Annotated in this window: 21 protein-coding genes and 1 pseudogene; 12 read left to right on the top strand and 10 right to left on the bottom strand. The window is 67.8% G+C overall.

From position 1 onward, the window contains the following. Nucleotides 1-373 precede the first annotated feature (373 nt). Nucleotides 374-949: a hypothetical protein gene (locus ACWCPW_RS14520; RefSeq protein WP_449761855.1), complete on the top strand. Its 576-nt coding sequence runs from the start codon at nucleotides 374-376 to the stop codon at nucleotides 947-949. Nucleotides 950-989: 40 nt separating this feature from the next. Here ACWCPW_RS14520 and ACWCPW_RS14515 read toward each other — a convergent pair whose 3' ends face one another. From ACWCPW_RS14515 to ACWCPW_RS14505, 3 genes are read right to left on the bottom strand one after another with little or no spacing between them, the layout of a single operon-like run. Continuing rightward, complete coding sequence (locus ACWCPW_RS14515; protein WP_449761854.1) at nucleotides 990-1,394, bottom strand: DUF6009 family protein; 405 nt, start codon at nucleotides 1,392-1,394, stop codon at nucleotides 990-992. After that, nucleotides 1,391-2,911 (bottom strand): DNA primase family protein, encoded by a 1,521-nt coding sequence (locus tag ACWCPW_RS14510; RefSeq protein ID WP_449761853.1) that lies wholly within the window; start codon nucleotides 2,909-2,911, stop codon nucleotides 1,391-1,393. Before ACWCPW_RS14510 ends, ACWCPW_RS14515 begins: the two co-directional genes overlap by 4 nt. Next, nucleotides 2,908-3,942, bottom strand: a complete 1,035-nt coding sequence (locus ACWCPW_RS14505; protein WP_449761995.1) for a bifunctional DNA primase/polymerase — start codon at nucleotides 3,940-3,942, stop codon at nucleotides 2,908-2,910. The genes ACWCPW_RS14510 and ACWCPW_RS14505 overlap by 4 nt, the downstream gene beginning before the upstream one ends. A 1,184-nt stretch (nucleotides 3,943-5,126) precedes the next feature. Here ACWCPW_RS14505 and ACWCPW_RS14500 point away from each other — a divergent pair. From ACWCPW_RS14500 to ACWCPW_RS14485, 4 genes are all read left to right on the top strand, one after another. Continuing rightward, nucleotides 5,127-5,402: a hypothetical protein gene (locus ACWCPW_RS14500; RefSeq protein WP_449761852.1), complete on the top strand. Its 276-nt coding sequence runs from the start codon at nucleotides 5,127-5,129 to the stop codon at nucleotides 5,400-5,402. Beyond that, nucleotides 5,399-5,797 carry a hypothetical protein gene (locus tag ACWCPW_RS14495; protein ID WP_449761851.1) on the top strand — a complete coding sequence of 133 codons (399 nt, stop codon included), beginning with the start codon at nucleotides 5,399-5,401 and terminating at the stop codon, nucleotides 5,795-5,797. The genes ACWCPW_RS14500 and ACWCPW_RS14495 overlap by 4 nt, the downstream gene beginning before the upstream one ends. Before the next feature lie 169 nt (nucleotides 5,798-5,966). After that, entirely contained in the window at nucleotides 5,967-6,119 is a 153-nt protein-coding gene (locus ACWCPW_RS14490; RefSeq protein WP_449761850.1) for a hypothetical protein, read from the top strand. After that, complete coding sequence (locus ACWCPW_RS14485) at nucleotides 6,101-6,715, top strand: hypothetical protein (RefSeq protein ID WP_449761849.1); 615 nt, start codon at nucleotides 6,101-6,103, stop codon at nucleotides 6,713-6,715. Before ACWCPW_RS14490 ends, ACWCPW_RS14485 begins: the two co-directional genes overlap by 19 nt. 151 nt (nucleotides 6,716-6,866) lie before the next feature. Here the strand turns inward: ACWCPW_RS14485 and ACWCPW_RS14480 are convergent, their stop codons facing one another. Next, complete coding sequence (locus ACWCPW_RS14480) at nucleotides 6,867-7,352, bottom strand: hypothetical protein (protein WP_449761848.1); 486 nt, start codon at nucleotides 7,350-7,352, stop codon at nucleotides 6,867-6,869. A gap of 425 nt (nucleotides 7,353-7,777) precedes the next feature. Between ACWCPW_RS14480 and ACWCPW_RS14475 the strand changes: the two genes are divergently transcribed. The 5 genes and pseudogenes from ACWCPW_RS14475 (at nucleotide 7,778) to ACWCPW_RS14455 (ending at nucleotide 12,203) form a co-directional block, all read left to right on the top strand. Continuing rightward, on the top strand, nucleotides 7,778-7,960 hold the full coding sequence (locus ACWCPW_RS14475; protein WP_449761994.1) for a hypothetical protein: 183 nt from the start codon (nucleotides 7,778-7,780) through the stop codon (nucleotides 7,958-7,960). After that, nucleotides 7,945-8,526 (top strand): annotated as a pseudogene (locus ACWCPW_RS14470) (3-phosphoshikimate 1-carboxyvinyltransferase); the annotation flags it as partial. The gene ACWCPW_RS14475 and the pseudogene ACWCPW_RS14470, both read left to right, overlap by 16 nt. A 154-nt stretch (nucleotides 8,527-8,680) precedes the next feature. Then, a complete protein-coding gene (locus ACWCPW_RS14465; RefSeq protein WP_449761847.1) occupies nucleotides 8,681-9,973 on the top strand; it encodes a S1 RNA-binding domain-containing protein in 1,293 nt (430 codons plus the stop codon). A gap of 417 nt (nucleotides 9,974-10,390) precedes the next feature. Next, entirely contained in the window at nucleotides 10,391-10,681 is a 291-nt protein-coding gene (locus ACWCPW_RS14460; protein WP_449761846.1) for a hypothetical protein, read from the top strand. A 1,372-nt stretch (nucleotides 10,682-12,053) separates the two neighbouring features. Further along, a complete protein-coding gene (locus ACWCPW_RS14455) occupies nucleotides 12,054-12,203 on the top strand; it encodes a hypothetical protein (RefSeq protein WP_449761845.1) in 150 nt (49 codons plus the stop codon). 742 nt (nucleotides 12,204-12,945) lie between these two features. Here ACWCPW_RS14455 and ACWCPW_RS14450 read toward each other — a convergent pair. The 3 genes from ACWCPW_RS14450 to ACWCPW_RS14440 all read right to left on the bottom strand — a co-directional run bounded on the left by ACWCPW_RS14450 (nucleotide 12,946) and on the right by ACWCPW_RS14440 (nucleotide 15,818). After that, nucleotides 12,946-13,437 carry a hypothetical protein gene (locus ACWCPW_RS14450; RefSeq protein WP_449761844.1) on the bottom strand — a complete coding sequence of 164 codons (492 nt, stop codon included), beginning with the start codon at nucleotides 13,435-13,437 and terminating at the stop codon, nucleotides 12,946-12,948. 505 nt (nucleotides 13,438-13,942) lie between these two features. After that, the gene (locus tag ACWCPW_RS14445) at nucleotides 13,943-14,923 is read right to left on the bottom strand and encodes a hypothetical protein (protein WP_449761843.1); all 981 of its coding nucleotides are present in this window, start codon (nucleotides 14,921-14,923) and stop codon (nucleotides 13,943-13,945) included. Next, nucleotides 14,916-15,818, bottom strand: a complete 903-nt coding sequence (locus ACWCPW_RS14440) for a ParA family protein (RefSeq protein ID WP_449761842.1) — start codon at nucleotides 15,816-15,818, stop codon at nucleotides 14,916-14,918. Before ACWCPW_RS14440 ends, ACWCPW_RS14445 begins: the two co-directional genes overlap by 8 nt. Nucleotides 15,819-17,582: 1,764 nt before the next feature. Here ACWCPW_RS14440 and ACWCPW_RS14435 point away from each other — a divergent pair. Next, the gene (locus ACWCPW_RS14435) at nucleotides 17,583-18,956 is read left to right on the top strand and encodes a ParB/RepB/Spo0J family partition protein (protein ID WP_449761841.1); all 1,374 of its coding nucleotides are present in this window, start codon (nucleotides 17,583-17,585) and stop codon (nucleotides 18,954-18,956) included. Further along, nucleotides 18,953-19,873, top strand: a complete 921-nt coding sequence (locus ACWCPW_RS14430; RefSeq protein ID WP_449761840.1) for a ParA family protein — start codon at nucleotides 18,953-18,955, stop codon at nucleotides 19,871-19,873. Before ACWCPW_RS14435 ends, ACWCPW_RS14430 begins: the two co-directional genes overlap by 4 nt. 725 nt (nucleotides 19,874-20,598) lie before the next feature. Here the strand turns inward: ACWCPW_RS14430 and ACWCPW_RS14425 are convergent. From ACWCPW_RS14425 to ACWCPW_RS14415, 3 genes are all read right to left on the bottom strand, one after another. Next, a complete protein-coding gene (locus tag ACWCPW_RS14425; RefSeq protein ID WP_449761839.1) occupies nucleotides 20,599-21,012 on the bottom strand; it encodes a Fic family protein in 414 nt (137 codons plus the stop codon). Nucleotides 21,013-21,278: 266 nt separating this feature from the next. Beyond that, on the bottom strand, nucleotides 21,279-21,494 hold the full coding sequence (locus ACWCPW_RS14420; protein ID WP_449761838.1) for a hypothetical protein: 216 nt from the start codon (nucleotides 21,492-21,494) through the stop codon (nucleotides 21,279-21,281). A 30-nt stretch (nucleotides 21,495-21,524) separates the two neighbouring features. After that, nucleotides 21,525-21,938, bottom strand: coding sequence for a hypothetical protein (locus tag ACWCPW_RS14415; protein ID WP_449761837.1), 414 nt, complete (start codon nucleotides 21,936-21,938; stop codon nucleotides 21,525-21,527). Nucleotides 21,939-22,331 lie beyond the last annotated feature (393 nt).

The following is a 22,331-nucleotide window of genomic DNA, read 5'->3' as shown; positions in this document are numbered from 1 at the left end:
GAACGTGCGGCTGGGCCGGCGAGCGCACTGGGCCCAATCGTCGTCGCGGGCACGTTCGTTCCTGCAGAAGTGATTCGAACTCGAAACGTTGAGTAGGTCCGGGCCTTCTCCGAGACCCACAACGCTCCGGCCGAGGCACGCCCGTACCCCGCTTCAAGCTGCCGGCCGTTACGCCGGGACGCGCGCCTCGGCCGATCCGGACGAGGCTCGTGCCGGGCCGAATCGGTAGTCAAGGAACATCGAGACGAAAACTTGGCGCCGAGGTCTTCGCGTGACTATGGGTGCTTGCTAGGGTCGCGAACGCTCCAAGCGGCGCACCGGGCAGACGGGGGATCGAGTGGGCGGCCATGGTCAGCCGAAGTGGGCTTGGTGGGTGATCGGGATCGTCATCCCGGTCATCGGCATCGCGGTGACGATCTGGGCGGCCGGCGGTCTGTCGTTCGGTGGAGGCGGCGGCTCGGGCGAAGCCGCATCGGGCGCCGCGCGCACGCCTTCGCGGACGCTGTCGGCGACGCCCGGTGGTTCCGTCCCCGACCTTCCTCGGAGGACCTCTCCACCCGCCGACACACCGCCCCAGACCCCGATCGGATCCGCCGAACTCGTGCTGGAACCCGGGCTGTCGTACCTGGACTTGGATGCCGGGCCTCCCATGGCGATGCCGTCCGCCGCGGGTGCCGATCTCGTGGCGCTGTTCGACGCCCGCCCACCGTCACTGGCTACGGAGGGCCCGACCACGAAGGTCGCTCGCCTGTCCCAAGGCTTCCGCACCGCGACGCCCGCGGAATGCAGGGCCGCGCTGGCAAAGTACGGCAGCAGCCAGGCCGTTGCCGCCACGGTGGGGACGCGTTACTGCGTGGCGACCGACGAGGGCCACGTGGCGTACTTGGAGGTCGTCCTCGGGGTGCCCATCGAGCCGCATGTGCGCGTGAAGGCGACGGTCTGGGAGTAGCGCGCCGTACGAAGCCGGCGCGGCCACGGCGATCGGCCGCCTACCCCTTGGGGAGCGTGATCCCCAGTTCGCGCATGGCCTCGGACGGCGGACCGCCCTCGGAGCGCTCGGTCTTGTGTCCGGGAACCTTCGGCTCGAGCGTGCGGGGGTCGACCGCCTCGGAGGGGGCGCCGGAGACGTAGGCGCCGGAGGGGGCCTGGTCGCGGTCGTGGGGGGCGAGCCAGAAGACGCGGCGGCGGTAGGTGCCGGAAGCTCGGGAGGCTCGGGCCTGGGGGCCGAGGGTGGCGTAGCCGATCATGCGGCCGTCGCGGTGGAAGGCGGGGGTGCCGGTACGGCGTGGGAGACGGTCGAGGACCTGGCGGACGTAGTCGAGGTCGGTGGGGTCCTCGAGCCAGACGATGCCGGTCTCGTGGGCGATCTGGTCCGGCGTGATCAGCGCGCTCACGGGGTCTCCTCGGTGTCGTCGAGCAGGCCGATGCCCGGGTAGTACTTGCGTTGGTTGGACGTGGTCATCTGGCGGGGCGAGGTCAATCCGACCGTCTCTCGGATCCTCGCCGCGAACGCGCGTGCGGAAACCGGCGAGGTGTCCTCGAAACCGCACCAGGTGCGATACGCCGCGTACAGGCCGGTCTGCTCGGCGCGCATGCCCGCGGCGAGGGTGCAGCGTTCGTCGACGAAGCGCCCGATGTGGTCCTCGGTCTCCGCGTACGCGTGGGTGGCGACGCGTACGCGGGGCGGGCCGGTGAGGTCGCGGTCGCCGGTGAGGTAGCGGCGGGCGCCCTCGACCAGCCAGGCCAGGATCCCGGGGCCCTCTTCGGAGACGAGGACCTGGGCGAGGTTGTCGACGCGGTGCTCGTCGGCGACCACACGCTCGAACGGCACCAGGCGCATGCGCCGCCAGAACGCAAAACCACCCGAGGTGACTTCGGGGCGGTGGTTGCCCAACAGCCAGAGCTTATGGGTGGGTTCGAAGCTGAAGAAGTCCTGCCGCATCCGCCGGGCCTTGAGCCGGTCGCCGCCGGTCAGCAGCTTGAAGCGGGCTTCGTCGAAGCGGTCGCCGGGCTTGAGTTCGGAGCAGACGATAACGCGGCGCCCGTGGAGTTCGGCCAGGTCGGTGGGGTGACCTTCGAACGGCTTGGCCATCAGGAACCCGGGCGGGGCGGCGTCGGCGTAGTCGCCGAGCAGCGTCACCAGCACGTCCAGCAGGACACTCTTGCCGTTCTTTCCGAGGCCGTACAGGAACGGCATGATCTGTGCCCCGACGTCGCCGGTGACCGAGTACCCGAGGAGCAGGTGCAGGAAGTCGATCATCTCGGCGCCTTCGGCGTCGTCGCCGAAGGTGTCGGTGAGGAACCGGTTCCACCGCGGGGTGGGCATCGAGCTGGGGGCCACGGTGCACGAACGGGAGTGGTTGTGCTTTTCCGGATCGGGGGCGGCGACGGCGCCGGTGTGCAGGTCGACCACGCCGCCGGGGGTGCACAGGGCGTAGGGCTCGGCGTCCAGGTGTTCGGCGCGCAGCACCATGCCGGGGGCCGCCTGGGCCTGCATCAGCAGGGATTTGAGGCCCGACGTGGACAGCGATCGGCGGCGGTGCTTGCGCAGTTCCGCGTCGGAGTGGGTGCGGTGGGGATCGGAGGTGGCAAGGGTCTCGGCCATGTCTCCGGCCGCCCACAGCACGGTGTCGTCCTCGTCGAGTTGCCAGCGATGTCCGGCCCAGCGGTACCAACCCAGGCCGGGGACGTGCCGGAAGTCGGCGCCGTACAGCGCGACGAAGGCCTTCGCGTTCCCTCGGTCCGAGAGCGAGTCGGGGACCAGCCCGAGACTGGTCGCGCCGCCCGGACCGGGAGTGGCGGTGGCCGGGGCGGTGTCCTGTCCCGGGAAGAGCGGCAGGGTGGCCTGATCCGCGAGGATCCGGGCGGCGGCGGCCGCGGCGTCGAAGCGGGAGCGCGGAGTACCGCTCACGGGCGGCCTCCGGGGTTCAGCGGCCTGGCCCGGCCGGCCGTCATGCCGCCGCGAATGGTGGACAGTGATCGCTGCACGTGCCCGGGACGGGCGTGCTCGGCGGCTTCCAGGAGCAGGCGTTCGGCGTCCGCGGCGTCGAGGTGGCCGGCGGCGACCAGGCCGCCGGCGGTGTAGGCGGCCCGGTTGAGCTTGTCGTTGAACGCGGCGCCGGACGGTACGAGCGCACAGTCCGCGACCTCCTGCAGCACCGTGGCCAACGCTTTCGCGGCGACGTTCGCGTACCCGCCCGCCGCGGCGACCGCGAGCCGGGCCCGGGGCGGCACCGGATGGGGCGTGCCCGGGAGGTCGGGACGGTCCGCGTGGCCGGTACGGGCGAGTTCGGTGGCCAGCCACGTCGGGAGCAGGGCGGGTATGCGGCAGGTGCCCACGGGGGCGTAGACGCCCGTCGCGGTGTGGGTGCCGGGGGCGACGATGTAGCCGCCGACGCCGCGTACGTCCACCTGCCAGGCTAGGGCCCGGCCGGTGCTCGAGCCGCTGGAGCAGAGCCATTTGCGGGTCGGCGGTGTGCGGTACCAGATGTGCATGCCGCCGGAGGGGGTCCGCACGCGGAGCGTGTCTTGGTCCTGGGTCGGATTCGGGGCCCCGCGCAGCGCGGCGAGCAGGGCCAGGCTGTCGAAGCCGCTCGCGAGGCCGGTCAGGTCGACGTGTTCGCCGATCGTGATGCCCGGCAGCAGCCGGTCCCGCCCGGGCAGGGTGGCGTCGTGGGCATCGACGTCGATGACGACCAGGTCGGCCGGGCCGCATGCCACCCCGACACCGAATCTTGATCCCCCGCCCCACCAGGCGCGGATCCGCCGCGGGTCCAGCGTTGCCGCGTGGAAGCCGTGGCACCAACGACCGGCCGCCAGGCACGGGCAGTGGAGGTGGGTGTGTCCGGGCTCGTGACAGGCTTCGCAGTTCGCGGGAGGCGTCTTGCGTAGAGGGGCCAACGGATGTACCGGCCATCCCGACCGCGCGCACCATCGCGCCACGGCCAACGCCTCGGGCACCGCCGCCCGTTCCTTCCCGACCATGCCGGCCTCCCCCACACGCCATCCGCAGCTTCGACCGGCGGTCGAGGCTCGGGAGCGACCGAGGCGACGATCCGACAGGACCCGCCGGTCGCTGCGGTCTTGCGGCCCGGACGGCCGGGCCGCCGTACACCGATTGGCCCCGGCCCGACCCGGGCCGTTGGCACACGGTTGCCGACTGCACCTGTCGATCGGGCGTCTTCCTTTCGGTCGCTGACCGAAAGGCCAGGTCAGAGCGTTGTGGAGCGACGGTAGCGACCGAAGCGACTGAAGCTCCCAATTGCTTCCAGGCACGTCAGGGTAGCGGAGACCCCCGACGACGACGGCCCGGACCGCCGTTCTGCGGATCAGCGACCGAACGCCGTCGGGTTCAGCGACTGAGTCGCTTCGGTCGCTGAGCCCGCCTTTCTGAAAAAGACCAGGTCACAGCCCCAAGAGCGACGAATCAGCGACTGAAGCGACTGAAGATCGGACTCTATGACGCACACGCGCGCACGCGAATGTCATCATAATTGGGAAGCTCAGTCGCTTCAGTCGCTGTCAAGCGCATCAGAGGCCCCTGACCTGCGGTTTTGCCGAGCGACTCAAGGAGCGACCGAAGCCGTACGGTCGCTCGTCCCCCTGCCCCAGCAGATTCGACACCCCCGGGGGAGTACCCAACAAGGGAAAAACGCGCCTCGTCTTCGGAACTTCGGTCGCTTCGGTCGCTACCGTCGCTGTTTCCGGCCCCTCGCTCGGCGCCGACGGGTACTCGCGATAGGCCGGTCAGGGTGGTGTGCGGCTCCACAAAATGACGAACGTGGAGTTCGACGCGGTGGCGAAGAGGCCCCTCACCTCGGAACGCATGGTCATCGTCACTGCCCCGCTCCCGTCCCGGCCGTGGCGTTCGGGCGCGAACCGTGGCGTGATGTCGGTGGCCGGGTCTACCGTGCGAGTCCTGGCGGAGTCGGCCCGTCGGCGGAGCCCGGTTGGGAATGGGTCAGCGACGTGCACACGGGCAACTCCTGCGCCAGGCCCAGCGAAGAGAGCGCGACGGTACGCCCGGCTGGCGATCGGGCCGCGGCACACGACGACCCTGGTGCGCTCACGAGCACAGGCCCCGGAATGATCTCGGAATCGTCCTGTAGTGGGTCTATAGTGATGCTATGACATCGACGACGATCCAGGTTCCCCGGGAGACCCGCGACCATCTCGCCGAGCTCGCCAAGGAACGAGGCCTGAGCATCGGGCAACTGGTCGAGGCGCTCGCGGCCGAGCAGCCCACCGCTGCGCAGCGGGCCGAGCGTCTGGCCGCGGACCGCGAGACGGTGCGCTCGGTGATCGGCGTCCCGATCAGCGACGAGGAGTTCGAGCAGGCCCCCGACATCCTGGCCAACATCCACCGGATCGCCGCAGAGAAGGCCCGGAAACCCCTCGCGTGATCATCCTGGACACCGGCGCGGTCAAGGCGCTCGCCGCCGGCCACAAGACGCTCAACCTCCTCGCCGGCAACATGGCCCGCACCCCCGGCGACCACCTCGTGATCCCCGCCCTGTGCCTGACCCAGGCCGAAGCCGAGGAGCAGGACGTCTCCCGCCGGGTCCTGGCCCTGACCAGTGTGAACGTCGATCCCCTCGACACCGTCGCGGCCATCGGGGTCGGCACCATGATCCGCGACGGCCTCGGCGGACCCGACACCTGCCACGCCTTGTACTGCGCCCTCCCCCGAGCCGAATTCACCGGCATGTCCATCCTGCTCACCACACACGAGGACGCCTACCCGCCCGGCATCATCACTGTCGACATCGACTCACCCGGCATGCTCGGACACTGGTAGAACACGCCACATTCGCGGCCCGGTCGGTAGAACTTGATCTGGTCGATGTGCTTGATGCGCGGCAGGTGACTCCTCCGCTGTGGGCCGAACATGATTGACGACGCCGACCCTCCGGCCAGGTCAGGAATGCGGCGGGGAGCTGTCCGCGTCGGCGGCTACGGTGGCGATCATGGACATCACCGAGGCCAACCACACCTGGCGGACAGTGCTCGCCAGCAGTGACCACGTCGGCGTCGAACAGTTGCTGCGGCGCGACACCCGACTGATGCTGCTGGGCGACGAATGGTCGGGACCCTTCAGACGGTGGAGACGGCCGAACTGAGGGGGCTCGTGCTGCTGGGCGACGATGGCGACGTCCCGTTCGCGGCGGACGCCCCGTGGCCCATGCCGGCCGGCACGGGCCTCTCCGACGCCCTGGAACGCGTGTGGGCATCGGTCGCCGGAAACTGCCCGGGCTTCCTCACGGCGCTGCGTACGGAAGTGCTGGGCCTGGCGCTCGTCGTGATGAAGGGCAGGTACCTGCTCGGGTACCTGCTCGGGTACCTGCACCTCGCGGATCGTTCAGGGAAGTTGCCGCTCGACCTGAAGGACCTGGCCCCGTATCCCGGGTCGAACTCCCTGACCGTGCTGTGGGGAACGGCCCGACCCGTCTCGGCCCGACCGACGTCGTCCTTCCTGGATGAACCGCTGCCCGTCGGCGTTCGTGACCTCGCCGCAGTCCACGCTTCCCTTGCGTCGTTCGACTTCGACCTGCGCCTGGACCACTTCACTACGACGCTCGGCGCCACGACCCTCGCGGACTACGAAAGAGAAGACCCCGCCGACTACGAACCGGACGGTGTCGCGCAGTCGGGCATCAACGGCACCTCCGAGCGACCCGGAGAGTCCTTCACCGAATGCGGATCTCCGCGCCGGTGACGGCACGACGGCCGGTGCTGCCAAGGGCACTCGGCCGCCAGAACTGCCCCGGGCCGCAGTTGGCGAGGCCCGCCACCCGCAGGAGTTCAGCGCGGCGAGGTCACGACGGTGAACCGCACCCCGACGTGCGCCGTTGTGGTAGACGCGCGGGTCACGGTCGAAAGTGGAAGCGCCTGGTGTCCAGGTCCATGCTGGGCGGCAGCGGGATGCCCATGACGGTCTCTCCGTTCCGTGTCACTGCCCGCCAGCGGCGAAAATCGAGGAACCGCAGGTACTCCTCCACTTTTGCCGAGTCGGAGCCTTGCCACGGAGCGAGCCAGGGATCGTCCCGGTCCGTGCCCTCGCCGGAGCCCTGGAGTCCCCTCAACACGTCGACATACAGCGCGAGGTCCGTCTCCTGGTAGCGGCCTTCGTCCGGATGGTGTGGGCAGTAGTCGAACTCGAGGTCGGCCTCGTGGAAAATCTCCACGAACTCACGCCACAGCGCGAGAGCCGGGCCGTCGACAATCGTTCCCCCATAGTGGGGGTAGGTGTCCTGTACATCGTCGAGAACAATCCCGGCGAGTAACTCCCCGTCGAAGTACACGAGCACATCAGCTTGCTGATCACCCTTCAACGTGATCGGCACGTCCGTCATAGCCTTCCATTCACCTCATCGCCCCAAGCGGCACGTCGCGGCCGCGACCTTGACCCGTGTGTTCGCGGATGACGCCAGGCCCGCACCCCTGCCCGAAGCCGGCGGCCGCCGCATCGACCGCGCTGCTGCCCATGCCGCCGCCGAAGTCGAGTATGCCCGGCCCTCAAGGAACCAGCCTCCGGCTACAGCGAGATCGCTCCCGGAACCGGCATCGCCAAAACCTCGGCTCCGCTGCCTCGCGCTCCTGTCCGACGCGCGCCCAACGTGAAAGATGCCCACACTCCGGCCGCTCCACGGCTGCTTTCCGCCAGGCATAACCCGTTGTCCGGGATTTGTGGTCCTGACAAGATCGGTTGGCGCGGAGCAGCTCGGGTGCGCTGCAGTCCGTGCCCCTGCAGCCGCACCGTTTGCCGTGATGGAGCCCTGTGGTCACAGTCCGCGTTCCCGGGTCGAAGTCCACCACTGCCCGCGCGCTGTTTCTCAGTGCCTGCGCGGACGGCGTGTCCATGCTCCGACACCCGCTCGTCTCCGACGACACGGAAGCATTCGCCGAAGGACTGGGCGCCGGGTTACACGGTGCACCGATCCGCGGACGATGGCACTCATGAGGGAGTTCGGCGCCGTCGTCCACCGCGACGGCACCCACTTCGACATCGCCCCCACCGGCTACACGGCACGCACCCACACCATCGAGCCCGACGCCTCCACCAGCAGCTACTTCTTCGCGGCGGCGGCGCTTACCGGCAACCGGGTCACCGTCCCCGGACTGGGATCCGGATCGCTGCAAGGCGACACCGACTTCGTGCGCGTGCTCGCCCTGATGGGCGCCCACGTGGAGATCGGCGAGGACGCGATCACCGTGGCCGGCACCGGCCGGCTGCGCGGGATCGAGGTGAACATGCGCGACATCTCCGACACCATGCCCACGCCGGCCGCCATCGCCCCGTTCGCCGACGGGCCGGTATGCATCACCGACGTGTACAACACCCGAGTCAAGGAATCGGATCGACTGGACGCCTGCGCCGAGAACCTGCGCAGGCTCGGCGTCCCGGTCACCGAAGGCAGGGACTGGATCGCAATCTCCCCCGCACTCCCGCGCCCGGCGGTCATCGACTGCCGCGACGACCACCGCATCGCCATGAGCTTCGGCATCACCGGACTGCTGACCCCGGGATCGAAGGGGGCTCTTCGTAGCGGACTTGGCCTCGGTGTGCGAGCGACCGCTCAATCGGACCGCAGCGCGCTGCGCTGCCACCCTACGGGCGGGCGGTACGGTTCCTCGGAGAGGGGGACTGTGAGGAGTGCGGCGTTGTCGCGGCTTTGCAAGGATGGTGGCCGTGCTGCACTACGTCTACGCGATCACCCCATCCGCCTGCGCCGATTGCGCTGAGCGGGGCGTCTACGTGGGGGCCGAGGAAACGTTCGACAACCGAGGCCCCGTCGAGGAGGCGTACCTCCGGGTGGTTGCCGCGTTCGCCGAGGAAATGGGGGTGCGCCATTTGTCCGTCCGCGAACCGGGACTCGTCCCCAGCCCACACGCCTTCACCCGCAAGCCGAAGGTCGCCGACCACGGACTGGGCGGATTGTTTCCCGACGACTTGTCCGGCTTCCACGACGGCGCACAGGTAGCCCTGCCTGTCGCGCTGGAGTTGGTTCGGGCCATGCTTCGCGATTCGGGGGCCTGGTGCCGGCTGGAAGTCCCCGGCGTCCTCGCCGTCCACCTCGGCGAGGACAGCAGCATGTACATCGGCGGCAATATCCGCTGCGACACGGCGTTGACGTTGGCGAACGCGTTGGGGTTCAGGCCCGTGCAGCTGGAGTTGTCCCCGCTCGATGCCGTGTACGAGGAGGAGCCGGGCGTACAGCGCCCTGCCGATGACGTGTTCTGGGCGCGGCTGGCCTGGTGCCTGACCACAGGCGAGGCGGCGATCCTGGAGGAGCAGCCGGCCTTCAATGTCTCCCGCTGGCACCGGCTCACCACGGACAACCTGGATTCGGTGCGCACCCGGCTCACTCCGCGCGCCCTACTGTACGTGTGGCCCGAGCTGTCCGCCGACGTCACCGCGGTACTGGCGGACCTTCCCGACGACACCGCCGAATTCGTCTGGGAGGACCACGACCGGCAGATCCGCAGCACCGTCTCCGACCAAGAGCAGTTCGCCGAAGTCGTGGCACGAATCAGCGGAGCACGCGCCGCGGCCGTCCGGTCCTGGTACGTCTCCCGGCGCCATCCGCTGTTCACCGGCGTGCTGCCGGACGCCGACGGCGTACTGCGGGCCCGGTGGAGGACGGACCCGGCGCCAAGCGACCACACCTGGGCCTTCCTCACGACACTGCATGTCGGTGACACCATCACCGGCACCGTGACGGGGATCGCCGACTCCGGGAAGGCGTCTGTTGACATCGGCGGGTTCACCGCAGCAATCGAACTTCCGGAGCTGTCCTGGCGCCCGGTTCGCGCCCCATTCGACATGGTCGCTCCCGGTCAGGCGGTCACGGTCCAGATCCTCGATGTCGACCTTGTGCGAGAACGCGTGAGCCTGTCCTTGAAGAGCCTGCCCACAGGCCCGATGCAGTCTCGCGGCTCGTTGACTGGCCGGGTGCCTGAAACACCCTCATGAAACGATCCGGGGTCGTGAGCGACGACTTCAACGCGTGGAATCGCACGACTGCCCGATGTCCACCTGCGCCGCCCCCGCAGGCTCCCCGTGCCGGACCGGCAGGGGAAGGCGGCCATCCAGTACCACACCGCGCGCTTCCGCCTCGTGCCCCGACTCGCCAAGACGCTCAGCGTGCCAACCTCCGCCGTACGGAAACCGGGGGCGGTGTGGACGGAACTGCCCCCGGCCGGTAAGTGCCGGCGCCGAACCCGTCGGGCACGTCCGCCTCGGGTACGCCCGCGCATCGACCGCCCGGCAGTCCCTCGACGCACAGTTCGACTCCCTCGCTGTGGCCAGAGTGACGCGGGTCTTCTCGGAGAAGATCTCCACCCGCGCCACGAAGCGCCCCGAACCGGAGGCCGCCGTGAAGTGGTGATCATGCCCACGAAGGCCGGCGGTGGCGGGCTCGTGTTGATGCCGGTCGGTCGGCGACCGGACGCCGTGGTGACCGCACTGGCACTGGCCCTGGCTCCGGCGGCGGCGATCGACGGCGTCGGCCGATTCGTGGACGCCGAACTGCAGTTGGCGGTGGCCGCCGGGATCGACGACGGGGACCCGATGGCATTCATCGCCGCCACACGACTGCCGCCCCGGACCGCAACTGTCGCCGAAGCAAAGGGCACCTACCTCCGCCGGTTCCGGCATCTCGAGGACTGGCATCTGATCTGACCGCTCGTACCCGATCGTCCCCTCCCAGGCCGCCCCAAGCAGGGGTCGAGCCCACGATGCGGGGGATGCGGGCCCGGAACCCGTAGGGAGTCGGACCACTCGACGGGCGGAGGCCTGGGGTCCCGATGATCGGCCCTCGCCGGCGTAATCCCGTCGGAAGGCCGTCAAACCCCCAATGCCGTGGGCCACCCGACCGGGTAGGCCCGGCCGCGAGCGCCGGCGGATGTCGACGACCTGCGGCGTGGGATCCCGGTGCGGAACCGTCGGACGTGTCCGCCGTGTCCGCCGTGTCCGCCGTGTCTGCGCACGATGATCTGCGTGACCGGGCACGGGCGGTGCGAGCAGGTCGGGCGGGTGGCTACACACGCGAGTACGGGGAGGCGCCGTCCACCACCATGCGGCGGACGGAGAATCGACCGAGAGCGCCCAGGCTCAGGTCACTCGATGACGGGGCGTCGCAGCCTCTCGCGTGTTCCGAACCATTGTCATCCGCTGAGCTGTGCGTCGAGGCTCGGCAATCGAAGCACAGCCCGCCCCGCGGCAGGCCACGTACGGCACGGTCACAGTTCTCGCAGCAGCCGAAGGGGGCCGGCCGCGGTGGCGGGGCCTGGCGGTGATCGGCAGGCCGTCGGTGATCTTGTTTCCGCCGCTCTACGCCGTAGAGCCAATCCGCGTCCGCGCGTCGGTCCTCGTCGGTACGGGCGCAGTTGCGGCAGGGCTGCCGGGAGCCGGAGCCGACACCGGGGTCGAAGTGGCCGATGGAACCCGGGGCGTCCCACAGGACACCCTCTTCGCAGTTGGGGTCGGCGCAGCCTCGGCGGGGGAGACCCCTGGACGTGAGCCAGGCCAGCGGATCCCGGACGGGTGTCGCGCATTGCCGGAACCTCTCGCCCACTCGCACGAGCATCCGGTGCGGGTCGTCCGCACCGGCCCTGTCGATGAGGCGAGCGGCAACGGCTCGTTGGCCGGGGCTCATCCGGATCACCAACGGGTCGATCGTGTCGAACACGGCGGCGGCCAAGGCGGAGACGCACGCCGATCGGAACCGTTCCTGTTCGCCAATCCTGCGGGTTTCCGCCGAAGGCGTGGCGGTCCGAAGGCAAGCGGGCGACTCGTCGGACCTGTTCGGCCTACTTACGTCACACGCCCTACGGGCGGAACCCCCTCGGGAGGTCGCGGGCAACTGTAGGTGTGTAGTGGTGTCTTCCTTAGACGCGAGGGAGGTCCGTTCAAGTGTCGGACCCGGGGTCCTCGCCGGTTCCCGACTCGATTCCCCCCTGCCTTCCCGGATGTCTCGAACAGGCTGAGCAGGCTTGGGAAGTCCGAGCGGAACGAAGACGTTTCGACCCTGCCGGCCCGCGCGGTGACCGACGTGCACGAGGCCCCACTGCTCGAGGTCGGTCACCACGACGCGTGCGGCGCGTTCGCTGATCGCGGTGCCGATCGCGCGTCCGGACTGATGCAACAAGCCGCCGGCCAACTCGCCGTACGTCAGGGGCAGTCGCCGTCGATGAGCGTGTGAGATGTACAGGTATGCTCGTACGTGCTGTGGGGACATGGCGCCGAGCAAGCCCACTTCGACGGGTACACACTGCTCCCCCGGTTGCGGCAGGGCGATCGAACGCACCGCGGAGGTGCCGGTTCCGCCGCGCAACGTGCGGCGGCGGACCGTCAGTTCCCCGCTCGTGACCAGTTGCCGCTGTGCGGCGTACAGCGACGACGGGGGCTTCTCGACGGTGCGCCCGTCAGGCAGCGCGACGGTCTTGGTCTTGAGACCGAGGTATCGCGCGATGGTGACGAGTTCCGCGACGCAGCCTCGGTCTCGCACGTCCAGGTCGTCGATCTTCGAGCGCAGGACGACGGCGAGATCGTTGTACCGATCGGGTGCGGAGAGGACCCGTGTGGGAACCCATACCAATCGGTGCCTCACGGATGCGGGCATGTCGGGGTCCGCTCCACGGAACGGCCGGACCGGGCGTGGTTGTGCCAGGCGTTCGGCGACGTCATTCCGGAGTGGGCTGTGGGCGGCGGATGATCGATTGTGTGGGGGCAACACTGGGCCGGCCCCGGTGGTGGCAGGTATGATCCGCTCCAAGAGGGAGAGCTGATTTCGACAAACACAGACCGGCCGCTCGGTGCTTTTTGCGGAGACGGAGCGGTGGTTGTGGTTCGGCTCGACTACCTGGGCGCTACCTCCTGTTCCTTGGGATGTGGACAGCCGGCGGAAGGCGCGGCGCGGTCCGACCCGCGCCGCGCCTTCCGGGTCAGTGACGTATCCGAGGGTTGCGCCGGGGCGCGCTCATCGGGGTCTTGGCCAGTACCGACGGCAATTCGTCGATCCACCGGCCGATCGGAAGACGCAGAACGACTTGGGCGTCGAGCTCGGCCGGTTCCAGGCCGTCGGGCGAGGGCGATTCGAGGGCGGCGCGCTCTCGGCGGGTGTTGGCGACGTGAACACGACCCTGCAGCACGTACAGCGCGGTCTCGGGTGTGGTCGTCCGGTCGTTCACGGCGTCGCGCGCGGCGTTGAGCGCCGCGAGCTGCCATGTGTCGACCTCGTGCTTGACCGACCGTTGCCGTGGCCGGTCCGGCCAGACGAATTGTGAGACGAGTCGGTACACGCGCAGCACGATGACGTCCGCAGCGAAACACGGCTCGCTGAGTACGCCTATTTCCAGCGCGCGATATACCCAGCTCCTGTTGACTCCGGCGGCAACAGCCACAGCATTGGCGCTGAGTACAGGACTCGGTGGCATGAACGGCTCCTACGACAAGTGACGACCCGCTCGAAGCCTACTGCAGGATTCGACCCGAGTGTCGTGTCAGCGACATCAGTAGATGCATTGGACGCGCGGCCGTGCGGTGTAACGAGCGTGGGATGTATCGGAATACCCATGGACGGGTGGATCGCAAAGAGTCTCGGTATTGACATGGGTAGGCTCATCGGTAGGACTATCGGTATTGATATGGCTATAAGTGCTGGTCATGAGGCTGTGCGGTGCCTCACCGGCCAGCGGTTCGGTGCGAAGCATCCACCTGTGCGGAGCGGACTCCGGCGAATCCCGGGCTCCGAACGCCTTCCCCGGCAGCACTCTGCCACGACGTTCGCAGGATTACCCGGCGCATACCGCCGCGAAATTCGAGGATGGATCCACCGAAATACATCGGCCATTCGGCGTGTCGGAAACGCCGAGCATCGAAGAAAGACCAGGGGCCCCGCACTCGCTTTCGAGTGCGGGGCCCCTGCGGGAGCTTGTGAAATCAGACCATCGGAGGGATTTGCGGGCGACTCAAGGGGCCCTCCGCTTCCAGATCGCGAAGCAACTGCACGACCAGAGCGGAGACGACGTACAGGCCCTTGCGGGCATAGTCGGCCTCGTCCAGGAGACCCTTGATCTCGGCCGCACTGGCCAAGCCCGCGGGGCTCAGCCGGAACGTGGACTTCCGGCCCTTCCCGAGATAGCCCATCCGTTGCTCCGAGAACTTCTGGTAGAGCCGGATGAGTTCTCCCACGTCCACCGGGGCACGCCGAAAGACGACGTCCATGTAGTGGCCCGCGGCCAGGTCGGGGTTGCCCGCCGACCTTCGATCCTTGGCGATGCGCGCCCGCAGAGCGTCCCAGACGTCCGGAAGCAGGTTGGCGCCGTGGGTTTCCCAAGTGCGCGAGTTGGTGCGGGAATCGGCGAACGACTTGTGCAGAGCCTTGTGCGCCACCTGCCGCACGCGCGGGGCCTTCGCCGACACGTCACCGGTGTTGGAAGCAGAAGTGTCGGAGGCAGGGGTGTCGGAAGCAGGCGGGTCGCCGGCGGACTCCGCGACGACCGCGGGAGGTTCCACTGCGACGGGAGCAGGCACCGAGACCGACACCGGTGGAGCAGCGACGACTTCGATCGGGGCGGCCTTCGACTCCGTCTCGCCCGACCCGCCCGGAGCGGGAATCGCCACGGTGGGAACCGGGGGAACAGCGGGAGCCGCGGGAACTGCGGAGAGCGTGGGGACCGGGACGACCGGCGTGACCGGAGCCGCCGGCGGCGGGGCGTAGCCGTCCCCGAGGAATCCGGCGTCGGCGACCTCCTCGCCCTGTGCCATGAGCTGCGCGGCACGTTGTCGAGCGGCCTCCTGCCGCGCCTCGCGTTCCTCCGCCTGCCGCTCGGTGCGCTTGGCGGGACCCTTGCGGCGCACCCCGGAGAACGCGCCGGCCTCCTTCGTCTGCTCCTTGGAAGCCCTGGAGGAATCAGACACCCGCACTCTCCTTGCCCAGCGTGCTCACGACGTCGGTTCCGCGAGGCGCGATGGTCCATTCGTCCTCGGAGGTGTCCATGCGGTCGAGCATCTCCTGGAGAAGCTCCGCGTAACGGCGGCCCGGCGCATGACGTGCGAACCCCAGTACCGCAGGAACCCCCGTCACGTAGCTCCGGGAAACGCGCGAGTCCCGGCGGATGTCCGTGGTGAAGGGCAGGAGACCGGTGTCCACCATGAGGTCGCGGACCTCGACCTCTTCGGTGCTCCACTCCCTCGGGGGACTGGACATGTTGAGCACGGCTCCGAGGTACTTGGGATCGGACTTGCCCGACGTCCGATCCTTGACGTGCCGGATGGTCGACCGCATGGCGACCGCGCCTTCGACCGTCGCGTGGAGGGGAAGGCACAGTGTCAGGGCGTAGTCGGCGGCCGCGAGGGCGACACCGTTCAGGGCCTCGACCGCGGGAGGGGTGTCGAACACGGCGTAGTCGAACTGATCGTCGAGCTCGTCCAGGAGATCGCGAAGGACCCCGACCCGCTCCTTGCCCGCGGCGTGGAGCATGTGCTGGGCGTTGACCATCGTGTTCTGCTCGGAGGCCAGAAGGGACAGGCTCCCCGATCCGTTCCACTTCTCGAGGAGACTGCTCCGGTCGATGATGATGTCGCTCAAGGTCGTGGGCAGGTCCTGCGCGGCGGCCTGGAGTTTGAGCCCCAGCGACTTGGCGAGGTCCGGCCGGCCGAGACGAACACCGAGGGCCTGGCCCGCCTGCGCCTGCGGCTCGATGTCGACGACGAGCACGCTGGCTCCGCTGAGGGCGAGGCCGGCAGCGAGGTTCACCGTGGACGTGGTCTTTCCCGGCCCGCCCTTCTGGCTTGCGACGGCAATTTTCTCCACGGAACGGCCTCTCCTCGCTGAATGATGCTCTCTGGCTGGCTGCCGGGGCAGGTGTTAATCAACGGATATTCCGTTATGCCCGAATAATCCAAGCGGATGATGTTGCTGTCAGAGAGCTTATTCGATGGAGAGGACCGTAACAGTCACCTTCGGGCATTGGTTCGCATCGGCGTGTCGGGAGACCGGGTCTCGCGGGCCGACGGCGGCCGTGGAGGCACGGAAGGGCCCTTGTTCGCCAGGTGCGCCGAAGGTGGCGATTCCGGGGGCCATGTGTGCCCTGCTGCCGGTCCAGGTACGCAGGAAGGTCCGAGGCCGGGCAACCACGATCGGTCGATGGTCAGGACGTTCCGAAGGAGAGACGAAGGTGGGCAGGAGCGATGATTCCGTGCTCCCTTCGTGCGGCTGCTCGACCCTCGGGAAAGTCGGACGTAGTTCGAGAAGTCGACTGGTAGCGCCGGAATCACTTTCTGGCTCTCGCTCGGAACAAGATTCGTAGTCGGGTTCGTGAGGGAGTACGCAAAGCCCTGCGTACTTCACCAGGACCGTCGGTACGCACGTTGGGCCGTGGGTACGCAAGCCCGTTCGTACTGCGCTACTCAAGTTGTCTCGTACTCCGCGAAGTAGGTCATGGCGAGCGGCAGACCCGTACAGCGGAGCACCTTTCGCTGTCGAGTACGTGCCTGCGTAAGAGGGGTTGAAAGGAAGGAAGAACCAACGTGAGTAGGACGTCAAGTGCGTGAAGAACTACATAAGCAAGGAAGCACGTCAGGAAGCTATTTCGTGAGGAAGGACGTAAGTAGTACGGGTAAGAATCAAACAAGGTGAGCCGTGGGGTGGATGAGAATAAAGGCAGTGTGCAAGTTCGTACTATCGACCGAAAGGAGGAGCGCGAGTACATAAGGAATCACCGAAGCAAGCATGAGCATTGCTAAGCAAGTGCGTAAGAAAAAGCGTAAGCAAGATCGACGGTCGGATGGAGAGCAACGTGGGAAGTAAATAAGCGAGGTTGAACGGAAGCATGAAGGACTTTAGCTAGGGATGGTCTGACGTAAGCAAGATTCTGCGGATGTATGTAAGGAAGACGCGAAGGAAGGTGGGTCCGTGGGAGGGTAGGTATACCCGGATATCTATAGCCGGATCGGTATGGATAGACGTAGGTACTTCTAAGAGCGTAGCTGTAGTCATACTTGACGAGATATGTATCCTGCTAGCTATCAACATTGCTATCGGCGTAACTATAGAGACGTCTATCGGTATAACACCAGGTCAGAGGGCCTTTCGGGAGAGTCCGAGATGCCTCTGCCACCTCGGCTTCAGCTCCGCCGGGAGCCCTTGGGGGCTGCTGGATTTTGCCCGACGCCACGGATCCTGTACCGGCCATGCGCCAGCATCTTCGGGGCGTCAAGAAGCAGCGGTCCTCCTGCAAGCCCCGGATCCCGACGACCGAACGCGCCGGCGAGCATTCCCGCACGCACGTCATCTTCGCCAAGACTGAGCAAACGCCCATCGAGCCACTGCCGGGGGAGAACGCCCGACCCGGCGCTCCCGCTGCCCCTTCTCGCCGCTGACGTCATTCGTCACGGGCGGAGATCGGATACCTGGAGCACCCACCAGAGAGCAGGAGGGTTCCCCGGCGAAGCATCCAGGCCGCGCCGGACTCGCGGCCACACGACGACTTCGGTGATTTCCGGTCCTGCCTCGGGGGACGTTTCCATCGGAAACGCTAGTCTCGGGCTGTACTTCATCTGTCGTCCTGGAGATTCCATGACCGGCTCGATCCCGAGGCCCAAGCGCAACAGCATCAAGACCAAGCAACCGGCCCCGGCGCAACCGGTCGTCGGCACGGCACTGTACGCGGACAGGGACCACAGCGGCGACACCCTCGATGTCGAGGTCGCGGCTCTCTGCCCCAACCCTTTCAACAAGCGCCAGATGAAGGGGGTGGCAGAGCTCGCGGCGACGATCGAAGAGGTCGGACTCCTCCAGGACATCGCGCACATCCGCGCGGATGTCTGGATCAGGGCCTATCCCGAGACCGCCGACATGATCACCGCCCCGAACGTGATCCTCTTCGGCGAACACCGTTGGCGTGCCTTCACGATGCTCGGCCGTCGCACGATTCCGAGCGTGCTCCGCGACGACAGGGTTGTCGACGCCCGCCTTATCACGCTGATCGAGAACCTGCGCCGTGCCCAGCTCAGTGCCTTGGAAGAGGCCTCGCATTACAAGGCGTTGCGCGACAGCGGGCTGTCCTACGAACAGATCGCCGACAAGGTCGGCGAGACCGCGGACGGCGCCATCTCCAAGGGCACCGTCTGGAAGCGCGTGCAACTCCTCAACCTGATCCCCCAGGTCCAGGACGCCATCCGCGACGGCACGCTCAAGGTCAGCGCGGCCGAGAAGATGCAAAAACTCAACGACGACGATCAGTCCGAAGCTCTCGCACTCGTTCGCTCCGGAGTACACCCCACCGAAGCACAGTCTCGAATCCTCGCCCGCCAACGGCGGGGCGACGACTCTTCCGCTGACAACGCCGCTGCCGACCTGCTCGAACCCACGACCGTTTCCACTGGAAACGCCGGCGCCGCCCCGCCGAGTGGCTCGACGAGCGTTTCCACTGGAAACGGCGCCCCCACTCCACATACACGCCAGCGGAGCGCTCCCGAGCAGCCCACCGCAGACCGCTTCGAGCAGGATCGGCGTACCGCCGCCGCGGCGCGCGATGCCGCCTGCAGACGGATCCTCCAGAACATCGACCCGAGGAATCCCGCCGGCACGGAACTTCTCCTCCGCGTCCTGACCTCCGCCGCCTTGGCTCCGCCACAACACGCCGCGGCGCAGCAGCGCGCGCTGGTCTGGCTGCAAGCCATCGATCGCCACGAACTGCAGGCGTCGAACGCCGCCACCTATTTCAACGCCGTACAGGATTCGGGGGATCCCGACCTACAGCGCCTGGTGGCGTTCGCCGGCGCATTGGCGGCAGGGGAACTCCGCACGTCGGCGCGGCGGCAATCCTGGGGAAGCCGAGAGCGCGACCACGTGCGCGTACTGCAGGAGTACGCGCACTACCTACCCGAGACCGAGTGGGAGCAGGCGGAACTGGGATCGATCACCGTGGACACAGGAGAGGCTCGATGACACGCCTCATCGAAGATCGGTTCCGTCCGAAGGGGCGCAACTGGCCCCTCATCATGGCCTACCTGATTGCCTGTGGCGGCTCCACCAAAACGACGAGTTGTACGAGCATGGCGACGACCGCGGCCTTGCGCGGATACCCCTCGACCGTCTTCGACCTCGACGCCAACATGTCGACGTCGCTGGTCCTGGGCTGGGATCAGACCGCGCTCCAAGGCCGCAAGAGCGCACTCGACCTGATCTACGGCACGGCCACCCTTGATGAAGTAGTACTGCCGGCGCGCTACCGCATCGAGGGAGTGCCGGCAGCGGACGGGGAGGGCGGTGACTACGACGACAGCGCCTTCGCGACCATTCCGAATCTGCGTCTGGTGCCCGGCAGCGTCGACCTGGCGGAAGCGGACACCGCGATTGCTGCGGATCCCGACCGAAACGACTGGTTCGCAGAGGTCCTGCGTGCGTACGACGACGAAGACGATGTCCTCTTCATCGACTTCCCTGCCGGCTACGGAAAGATGGTCTACTCCGTCATTCGCATGCTGGACGAGGACGACTCCGTGATCCCCTCCTTCCGCGCCGACCCGAAGGACGTCGCCATGGTGCCCATGCTCATCAAGGAACTCGAGCGCGTCCGCGACAAGAACAAGGGGCGACGTTCCGTACCAGGACGGCCGACCATCAACCACATGCTGCTCACCGGCACACCGACCCCGAGCTACACGGAGGCCGCCCCGCGCCGTGCCACCGAGCAGGCGCGGGCGAAGTACGAGCCGCTGCTGTTGCCCTTCGTGCGGTACTCGGCCGACGCGAAGAAACTGTACGAGGACACCTGTCCGCTGCCCATCCTGCTACCGAACTCGTACCCGGCCGTGGACTACCGGAAGGTGATGACGAGCCTCGGCTTCATCGAGCGAGTCTGAGTCACCCTCCATCGCGACGGCTGTTCCTGCCGTAGGAACGGACGCCCATCTCGAACAGCGGCCGCGAAACCGGTTCCGCATGCGATGGCGCGCGGCGAGAAGCGTCAACCGACGTGGTCGTGGGTGGAAGTCGCCGGTTGATGACACAGGTGCGGTCGAAGAGTACGCGGTGGCCTGCAACTCCGGCTGTACGGCCCGGATGGGTGTGTTGCGGCGCGTTCGGAGCCGGAGGTAAAGAGGGCGCGGTATCGCCCGATCAGTGGTGGCAGTTCCGGGACGCCACGACGTGTTTTTCCTGGCCCGCGTGACGCTCGCCGGTGATCATGGATGAGTGGCTCGACGGGGCAGGGCGTCGATGTGGCGTTGTCGAGGCGTCGCGACCCACGTCGGCCTGCATCGTCGGGTCGGGCTGGTTCCCATCGTGCCGGCGGGCCATGGCGCGAGAGTGTCGCTCGCTGGTGGCGCCGCCGCACGATGGGGCCGACCACGTGCGAGAGCTGCGGCCCACGTGATATCCGCGCCGGTCCGAGGGTGTGCGCACGACCCCTCACAACCGTAAGTCTCGCCACCGTGTCGAACCTGTGGGACACCTGAGGCAACCGGGCCAGGACGCGTCGCATTCACGCATTCCTACGCCGCACCGCGAACGAAATCGAACCCGTTGAGTTTGTGGTGAACCAGGTCGAACCCGTGGCGTTTCCAGTGAGCGAGCCTGCCGCGTCTCGTCATGGTCGGCTCGCGTTGGTTGGCGGGCGGCGCCGCGCTGCGGTGATCAGGATTCCGAGCAGCACGGCCAGATCGGCCGCGCCTTCGGCGTCGTCGGCCCAGCGGGTGGTCTGCAGCGGGTGCACCTGGTCGAGCGAGACGCCTTCTCGGGCCAGGACGAAGGCCGGCGCCAGCATCGCGGCGCGGGCGTTGCCGTCCTCGAACGGATGGAAGAACAGGACGTCGAGGTAGGCCCGGGCGGCGCGTGAAGGAAGGGACGGATCGGGGCAGGCGCTGTCGGCGAGGCATCGCTCGAACAGCGCGTGTGTGTCGGGTGCGAGGCCGTAGCGCTCGAGTCCGCCCTTTGCGAACGCCGGCATCGTGCGGAAGCCGGCCGTGCTGCGGCCCAGCACGGTCCGCTGCCAGTTCGCCATGAGGGCGAAGGTCAGTCGAGCGCCCTGTTCCGCGTCTGCGAGAGCACGGTCGAGAGCGGTCAGAACCCGCGCGGTCCCTTCCGCGTCCCGGCCGCCGCGTGTCGCGGTGAAGAAGTTCCGGAAGCCGTCCGGCACGGGCGTTTCGGCGACGGGGCGCCCGCTCCAGCGTGGCCAGGAGACCCCTGTCCGGACGCGCAGCCAGTCGGCGAGTGCGTCGTCGTTTCGATCGTCGGGCCCGGAGCCCATCGTGTGGTCGGGCCCGGGGTTCAGCGTTGTCCGCCCATGGCCCGGGCGAACCGCGAGCTCGCCGACTCGACCACCGCGACGTCCGGTGCGATCCAACTGTCGAACCGGCCACCGACCGCGCTCTCCACGATCTCTCCGGCTCGCTCACCGTCGATTCCGTTGTAGGCGAGGAACCATTCGAGGACCTGAACGCAATGCTTGTACCAGAGGTACTCGGCCTGCGTGCGCTCGGCCACCACGGTGACCAGTCGCGTGCACGCCCGCTCTCAGCGCCGGGGATCCATCGAGGACGCAACCGAGTTCGACGGCGATGCCAGGGCGCGGAAGCGCTCCGCCAGATCCTCGAGCCAGTCACGCCATTCGAGCAGGGCCGCAACGACCAGCGGCGCGGTCGCGTCCGCCGTTGTTACGGAATGGGAGGCGCAGCACCACGCACGGACGACCCCTCCGCCGGTGTCGTTACCATCACCCACCGACCAGTTCCACCCGCATGCCCACCGACCGTACCGATCCACCAGAAACTCGGTGACGGAATCCAACGGACGCAACCCATCGGCGCCGGGCAGCAGGGGCTCGACACGACCGGCCAACTCCTTCGCCACATCCGCATCCAGCTCGAACGGATGCCGCAACGGATCCACGTCCGCCCATGTCAGTACGGGCACCCACAGCTCGGTCACCACGCCAGTCTGCGTACTCAACTGGCGCGAAACCAAACCGATATCGAGCGGTAGCACGACAACGCCAGGCAATCGGGTCCGGGCGTCCAGCGAGCCGCCGACGTTTCGGAAGTGACGTTGTCGGCGCACACATGGACGCCCTCGCAGCGCTCGGACAATTCGGCGGCGTTGCGGGCCCCTCGGGGAGATAGGACGTCCGGCCACGTATCGCGTCCGTCACACAGAGCCCTCGACGACGGCCCGGCGGTGATCCCTCGACGCGAAGAATGCGATACCGGGTTTCCTTCGACCCTGCTTCAATGATGGAAGCTCGGCGGCGTTTTCGATCAGGGAACGCGACGAGGTGTCAGGTCCGCAGCCGCGTTCTCGAACATACAACTCCCCCTGAAAAGG

The sequence above is a fragment of the Embleya sp. NPDC001921 genome (assembly GCF_053594475.1).
The sequence above is the reverse complement of the archived record's forward strand: the minus strand, read 5'-3'. Positions and strand labels throughout refer to the sequence as shown.